The organism is Armatimonadota bacterium (assembly GCA_035527535.1).
In the GTDB taxonomy this organism is placed as follows: domain Bacteria; phylum Armatimonadota; class Hebobacteria.
This window is the reverse complement of record DATLAK010000167.1, coordinates 1-6,185: the sequence shown is the minus strand read 5'-3', so window position 1 is coordinate 6,185 and position 6,185 is coordinate 1. Positions and strand designations below refer to the sequence as shown.

Genomic DNA, 6,185 nt, shown 5'->3' with positions numbered 1-6,185 from the left:
CCGCGCGCGCTAATGGCTATGCCGCCGGGGTCGTCCTCGACGGTCCCTACGGCTGGCGCGAGCAGACCGACGTCGAGACGACGCCGCCCGACACGTGGGCCAACTTGCCAGGCGACTATGCACCCCGCGCTCAAGCGGTGCTGCGCATGCTTGCCGCCAACCCCGACTGGGCGGGCGCGCTGGAATGCCTGGCGCTGCTGGTCTCGACCTCCCGCGGTGAGCGCCTGGTCATCGCGCCCGGCGCTGACTACAGCGCCCGCCTGGCGGACGTCGGCGTGGACGAATGGAGCGCGGTGATAACGACGACCTTCGCCCGCGACGGGCGGCCGGTGGAGGTGCAGTTCCGGCTGCGGCCGCGGGTGATTGATGCCGCCAACGGCAAGTTCGCTCTCTACACATCGGCCATCTATCCGCGCACCGAGTTCTCTGATCCCCCCGAGGTCAGCGCCGCCCTGGCGCGGAGGCTCGGCCCCTATCGTGACACCCTCGACATCTCCCGCTTGCTGAGCGGCTGGCTCGACGGCGAAGGCATGCTCGACGCCTTCCGCGAGCAGGGCCTGTGGCAGGCGCGCGCGGCGGTCGAGCTGGTCAACGACGGCGTCGCCGCCGTGTTCGCCAAGTGGCACGCCTTCGACAAGTTCTATCACCTCTTCTTTCATGCCATTGACCCCGTTTCGCCCTTGCACGATTCCACCCACTTCGAGCACTTCGAGCGTATCCACCGGGGCCTCCAGACCATCGCCGACGAGATGGTCGGTGTCGCCCTCGACGGCATGGATGACGACACGCTGCTGGTCGTTCTCTCCGATCACGGCCTCACCCCCGCGGTGCGCCAGGCGTCGGTCAACAACTTCCTGCGCGGCGAGGGCTACCTCGTCGCCGATTTCGACGCCGCGGGCACTGCGGTCATAGACTGGTCGCGCACGCGCGTCATCATGCATCCCTTTACCCAAGTGTGGGTCAACCTCAAGGGACGTGACCCCCAGGGCATCGTCGAACCCAGCGAATACGAAGCGCTGCGGGAGCAGGTGATCGAGGCCCTGCGTGGTTGGCGCGACGACGATGGCCGTCACGTCATGGCGGAGGTCTTCAAGCTCGAGGATGGGGGATTCTACGGCCTGGGACATCCGCGCGACGGCGACCTCCGCTTCTTCAGCCGGCCCGGCGTCTCCGTCTATCGCAAAGTGGCGGTGACCGCGGACGGCGCTTTGGTGGAGTCGGCCCGCGGTCCCTACACCGGCGACCACGGCAGCAGCCGCCCCTCGACCCGGCTGGGGCGCGGATCGGAGACCGCGATGTTCACCATGACCGGCCCGGGCGTGGCCCAAGCGGTGACCCGGCGCGCGCCGGTCCTGATGTGTGACATCGTCCCCACGCTCGCTCACCTGATGGGAGTGGAGCCGCCGGCCGATTGCGACGGCGCGGTGATGAGGGACCTGCTGGCGTAGCCCGGGGCGAACGCGCCGCGACAGCCACACAATCCCTCTTCCGTGGGGGAGCGCGCGGCCCGTGATTGCGGGCCGTCTGGGGGTAGGCGTCCGGCAGGCGTACCCTCACTCTGCCTCTCCCCGGCAGGGAGAGGAGTTTTCGCCCCGTACCAAAGATCCGCGAACCCACCCCGCAATGGCCTTGACGTGCAGCCGGAAATGTGGCATCATATGATTGACGATGGTAAATCGTCAGTATGGAAAGCGGCAATACCCCAGGCATTTTCCCCCTTGAACGGTCAGCGCATGTGCGACCTCCTGCTTGTGGCTTGCACTTTCGGAAAGGAGATTCGCGCATGACGACTGGCACAGTCAAGTGGTTCAACGAAGCGAAGGGATACGGCTTCATCGAGACCGCCGAGGGTGATGTTTTCGTTCATCACTCCGCGATCCAGGCCGATGGGTTTCGCTCCCTGAGCGAGGGCCAGGCAGTCGAACTCGAGGTGACCAGCGGCCCCAAGGGCCTGCAGGCCTCCCAGGTTCGCCCGCAGTAGGACCGCCAGCAAGCGTTAGTCAGTAAAACGCGCGGCCCCGGGATATGCCCCGGGGCCGTTTGGCTTTATCAGGGTCTGCGGGGTCGCCGATCGCGCCCAGGCGATGCATGGTGGGGAGGGCGACGTGGTGCTCGGTAAGGACCTCGGATTCCCAACGCCGCCGGTGCGCGACCATCTCGCACCGGGCAGGCCGGACCTTCTCGCCACCCGCGACAATGGCCTCGGCCGGCTCGTCTGCGTCGTCATCCATGCCAATCACCAAGCTTGTCGTCAATCATCGTCGTCGGGCCCAGGGTCCGAGGTGACACGGCTTGCGGGCCGCCGCCCGATGTCGTTCTCGCCGCCGCCGATGCCTATCCTGCGGCACCGCGGGCGGCAGGGACATGGCGGCGAAATGCGAATGTCACCAGTGGGTCCGGCGCGACCAAGGAGGCGACAATGCGGGAGCGAGTGGTGGCAGCGATCATGGTCCCCGGGTTGGCCGCAGGCTCGTGCCTCGCCGCCCGGGACCTCGGCCGGGAGAAGAAGATCATCGAGTGGGGGTGGGATCAGCCCGACACGGCCTATCTGCGCGCACACATTGCCGAGATGGAGCAGACACCGTTTGACGGCGTGATCTTGGCTGCCCGCGCGTGGACCAAGGACGGCCCCGTCTATTTCTCGCATGAGAACTGGGGCCGGCGGCGATTCACGGAAGCAGAGCTGCAGTCGGCGATGGAGGACTTGCAGGCGACCCGCTTCAGCCGCTTCACCGACAACTTCCTACGCATGACCGTCACGCCGGGAGACGTGGACTGGTTCGACCCGGAGTTCGACCACGTGGTCGAGAATGCGCGGCTGCTGGCGAAGGCGGCGGCGGCGGGGCGGCTGCGCGGGTTCATGTTCGACGTGGAGATGTACCAGGCGCCGGTCTTCACTTACCGCGGCCAGAAGTACTCGGCGGACAAGAGCTTCGCGGAGTACGCGGCGCAGGTGCGCGCGCGAGGCCGCCAATTCATGCGCGCCATCGAGAGCGAGATGGCGGCGCCGGTGGTGATGATGACGTTCGGGCCTTCGTTGTTGCACCAGACGCCGCACGATCGGCTCCAGGATGCGGGCTATGGCTTGTTGCCCGCATTTGTTGACGGCATGTTGGACGCCGCGGGACCGCGAACCCTGATCGTGGACGGATACGAAGGCTCCTACCCCTTCCGCGACGCAGCTCAGTTCGACGCCGCGCGGCAAGCTTTCGCCGCAGCCGCAGCCAAGTTCTCGGCCGTCCCCGACCTGTACCGGAAGCACATGCGGCTCGCGTTTGGCCTCTACATGGATCAAGGCTGGAACTCGGTGGGCTGGTTTGTGGACCAGCCGGAGAAGAACCGGCTGTCGCCGACTGAATTCGAGTATGCTCTGCACCGCGCGCTGGCGGCGACCGACAGGTACGTCTGGGTGTACAGCGAGCAGCCCAACTGGTGGACCGGCGAGCGCCTGCCACCGGGCTACGCCGAGGCGGTGCGCAACGCCCGCACTCCACATGACCCGACCTGGCGCACGCCGCGCCAGGTCCCCGGGGAGGCCGCTTACATGACCCCGGCGTCGAGCATCCCGGGTCACGACGACGAGGCAACCTTCGGCATGCTGTGGTCGAAATACGATAAGGTCATGGACCTGCCGAAGGCATGGCGGTTCCGGCTCGACCCCGAGCGCGTCGGGGAGAATCAACAATGGTTCGCCCCCGGCACCGACGAGTCGGAATGGAGGCCGATCGAGATTGGGAAGTTCTGGGAGGAGCAGGGCTATCCCGAGTATGACGGCGTGGGGTGGTACCGCGTGCGAATCACCATTCCCCAGTCGGCGGCGCGACGCCAACTGCTGCTTGCCTTTGGCGCCGCGGACGAGACGGCGAAGGTGTGGGTGAACGGTCAGTTCGCCGGCGAATTTGGTCTGCTCGGGTTCACCTGGCACGAGCGCTTCGAGATTGACGCCACGCCTTATGTGCGCCCTGGCGCGGAAAACCTGGTAGTGGTGCGAGTGGAGGACTCCATCGGCATGGGCGGGCTGTGGAAGTCGGCGCTGCTCATTTCGCCCAAGCGCGACCGGTGACGGCGCGGCACGCCGACCTATTTCTTCGTCACCCCCAGGCGTTTGAGCCACTTGCTGGCGCGCAGGCTGAAGCCCTGATTGACGCGGCGCGACCACCGGACGTGGGGGCCGGTCTGCCCCGCCAGGCGGAGCTTGATGCCGCGGCGGCTGTAGAAGCGGGCATAGGCGTCCTGCAGGCCGGTCTCGAGCAACTGCGGCGGCGAGATCTTGGGGTGGCGGAATACGACGTGGGCGCCGTCGCGCTTGGTGTAGTCGGGATCGAAGATGCAGTCGGCCATGCGCTCGGCGTCATCGGTGCCGGGGATGGGGATGCGGATGGCGATCTGAATCGCGTCGAGCTTGACCTCCTCGGCGAGGGCGACGATGCGGTCGAACGTGCCCATGTCGTCGTGATCGAGGCCGACGATGAAGGCGCCCAGGACGCCGATGCCGCAGCGATGGAGCCGCTCGACCGTCTCCTTGATCTGGGCGGGGTGGTTGAAGCGCTTGTTCATGTCCGCCAGGTTCTCGTTGGAGAGCGACTCGAACCCAACGAACAGCATGCGGCAGCCGGAGGCTCCGGCCAGGCGCAGGAAGTCCTCGTCCTGCAGCCGATCCATGGACGCCTGACCGAACCAGGCGCGCTTCATCGGCAGCACGCCTTCCATCAACTGCTGGGCGCGCTTGCTATCGCCGAAGACATTATCGTCCACGAAGATCAGCGGGCCGTCCGGCGGCAACCGGCGCAGCTCCTCCAGCACTTGCTCGACCGGGCGCATGCGGTAGCGCCCGCCGAAGAACTTGTGCACCGAGCAGAAGCTGCAGCGGAACGGGCAGCCGCGGCTGGTCTGGATGGTGTTGAACAGGTAATAGTCCTTACGCGACACCAGGCCGCGGCGCGGCGGCGGCAGGTTGTCGAGCTCGGGATAGCTTTCGTTGCGGTACACCGGCTCCAACTTGCCGCGCGAGAAGTCGGCGAGCATCCGCGCCCAGAAGCCCTCCGCTTCCCCCACGCCCACCGCATCGGCGTAGCGCAGCGCCTCCTCGGGGAGCGCGGTGGCGTGGATGCCGCCCATGACCACCGGCACGCCCTGCCGGCGGAATCCCGCGGCAATCTCATACGCGCGCGGGGCGCTGGCGGTGTTGGCGGTGAGGCCGACCAGATCCACCTGCGCGGTGTAGCGCACGGGGGCCACGGATTCGTCCAGGACCGACACATCGTAGTCCGCGGGGGTGGTGCCGGCTATCGTCAGCAGCCCCAACGGCGGAAACAGCGTCTTCGCCAGGCGAATGCGCGGCCGCCGGTTCCCGACACAGCCGGGATCGGGCGCAATCAGGAGTATGCGGGGCTTACTTGTCATTAAGGGTACCTGTGTTCATATCTGTTGCCAATGTTTTGCCGGATGCGGCTGATTCTCCTGCGCGGCTGGAGCGACCGGACTGCTGTGCAGCGTCGGCCTCGATCCGCGGCCGCCCCAACGGGTTCGCTCGCTGGGAGCGGGCAAGAAAGCGAACAGCCGCCGTCCGGGGAACGGCCGGCGGCCGACGACGGTGAGCATCGAGCCCGGGACCGGCTGAGATCATTCCGGTTAGGATTGATCGAGCACCCTGCTGGCGTCCGCTGCGCGGCCCCCGGGTGCGGGCTGCGGGAGGGGACTTGGCGGATCGGCGCCGATCCGAGGCAGCGGCCCGGAACTCTCGAGCAGAATCAACTCACGCTAATCGCCTCGACCGGGCACTCCTCCGACGCACGCTTGGCGCACTCGAGGTCATCGCCTTCGGGGTTGGCGATAAGAGCCCGGGCTACGCCCTCCTCATCATCGAGCTTGAAAACGCTGGCACAGGTTTCCTCGCACAGGCCGCAGCCGGTGCACAGATCGGCGTCAACTTGAACGGGCATCGCGACACGTTCCTCCTTGGCGTTTTGCTCCAGGTGCGATGCGGAGCGGACGCGCTAATGATATGGCGCGCTGTGGCCGCTGTCAAGAGCAACACGCGGGGCTCTGGTAGCATAGCGATTATGTCCCCATGCAACTGCACAGGGAAAATGTCCCCCTCCCTCCCGCGAGGTTGGGGGGGATAGGCCCAGGTGTGGATTGTGGATAAGTTCGTTGCGCGCGTCGCGACTTGACGGCGTCACGGA

6 protein-coding genes are annotated in these 6,185 nt (G+C 66.7%); 3 read left to right on the top strand and 3 right to left on the bottom strand.

The features are described 5' to 3' along the window. Positions 1-1,448: alkaline phosphatase family protein (locus VM221_11695; GenBank protein HUT75480.1), on the top strand; the 1,448-nt coding region annotated here is incomplete at its 5' end. 335 nt (positions 1,449-1,783) lie between these two features. Continuing rightward, positions 1,784-1,981: a cold-shock protein gene (locus tag VM221_11690; protein ID HUT75479.1), complete on the top strand. Its 198-nt coding sequence runs from the start codon at positions 1,784-1,786 to the stop codon at positions 1,979-1,981. 19 nt (positions 1,982-2,000) lie between these two features. Here the strand turns inward: VM221_11690 and VM221_11685 are convergent, their stop codons facing one another. Next, positions 2,001-2,231 carry a hypothetical protein gene (locus VM221_11685; protein HUT75478.1) on the bottom strand — a complete coding sequence of 77 codons (231 nt, stop codon included), beginning with the start codon at positions 2,229-2,231 and terminating at the stop codon, positions 2,001-2,003. 188 nt (positions 2,232-2,419) lie between these two features. Between VM221_11685 and VM221_11680 the strand changes: the two genes are divergently transcribed. Then, complete coding sequence (locus VM221_11680; GenBank protein HUT75477.1) at positions 2,420-4,063, top strand: beta galactosidase jelly roll domain-containing protein; 1,644 nt, start codon at positions 2,420-2,422, stop codon at positions 4,061-4,063. A 17-nt stretch (positions 4,064-4,080) separates the two neighbouring features. Here VM221_11680 and VM221_11675 read toward each other — a convergent pair whose 3' ends face one another. Together VM221_11675 and VM221_11670 are read right to left on the bottom strand one after the other, a co-directional pair. Further along, positions 4,081-5,403 carry a radical SAM protein gene (locus VM221_11675; protein ID HUT75476.1) on the bottom strand — a complete coding sequence of 441 codons (1,323 nt, stop codon included), beginning with the start codon at positions 5,401-5,403 and terminating at the stop codon, positions 4,081-4,083. Positions 5,404-5,750: 347 nt separating this feature from the next. Then, positions 5,751-5,942, bottom strand: coding sequence for a ferredoxin (locus VM221_11670; protein HUT75475.1), 192 nt, complete (start codon positions 5,940-5,942; stop codon positions 5,751-5,753). Positions 5,943-6,185: the final 243 nt, after the last annotated feature.

Coding starts and splice junctions, on each gene's coding strand:
- VM221_11675 (HUT75476.1), bottom strand. CDS start 5,403: ATGACAAGTAAGCCCCGCATACTCCTGATTGCGCCCGATCCCGGCTGT.
- VM221_11680 (HUT75477.1), top strand. CDS start 2,420: ATGCGGGAGCGAGTGGTGGCAGCGATCATGGTCCCCGGGTTGGCCGCA.
- VM221_11690 (HUT75479.1), top strand. CDS start 1,784: ATGACGACTGGCACAGTCAAGTGGTTCAACGAAGCGAAGGGATACGGC.
- VM221_11685 (HUT75478.1), bottom strand. CDS start 2,231: ATGGATGACGACGCAGACGAGCCGGCCGAGGCCATTGTCGCGGGTGGC.
- VM221_11670 (HUT75475.1), bottom strand. CDS start 5,942: ATGCCCGTTCAAGTTGACGCCGATCTGTGCACCGGCTGCGGCCTGTGC.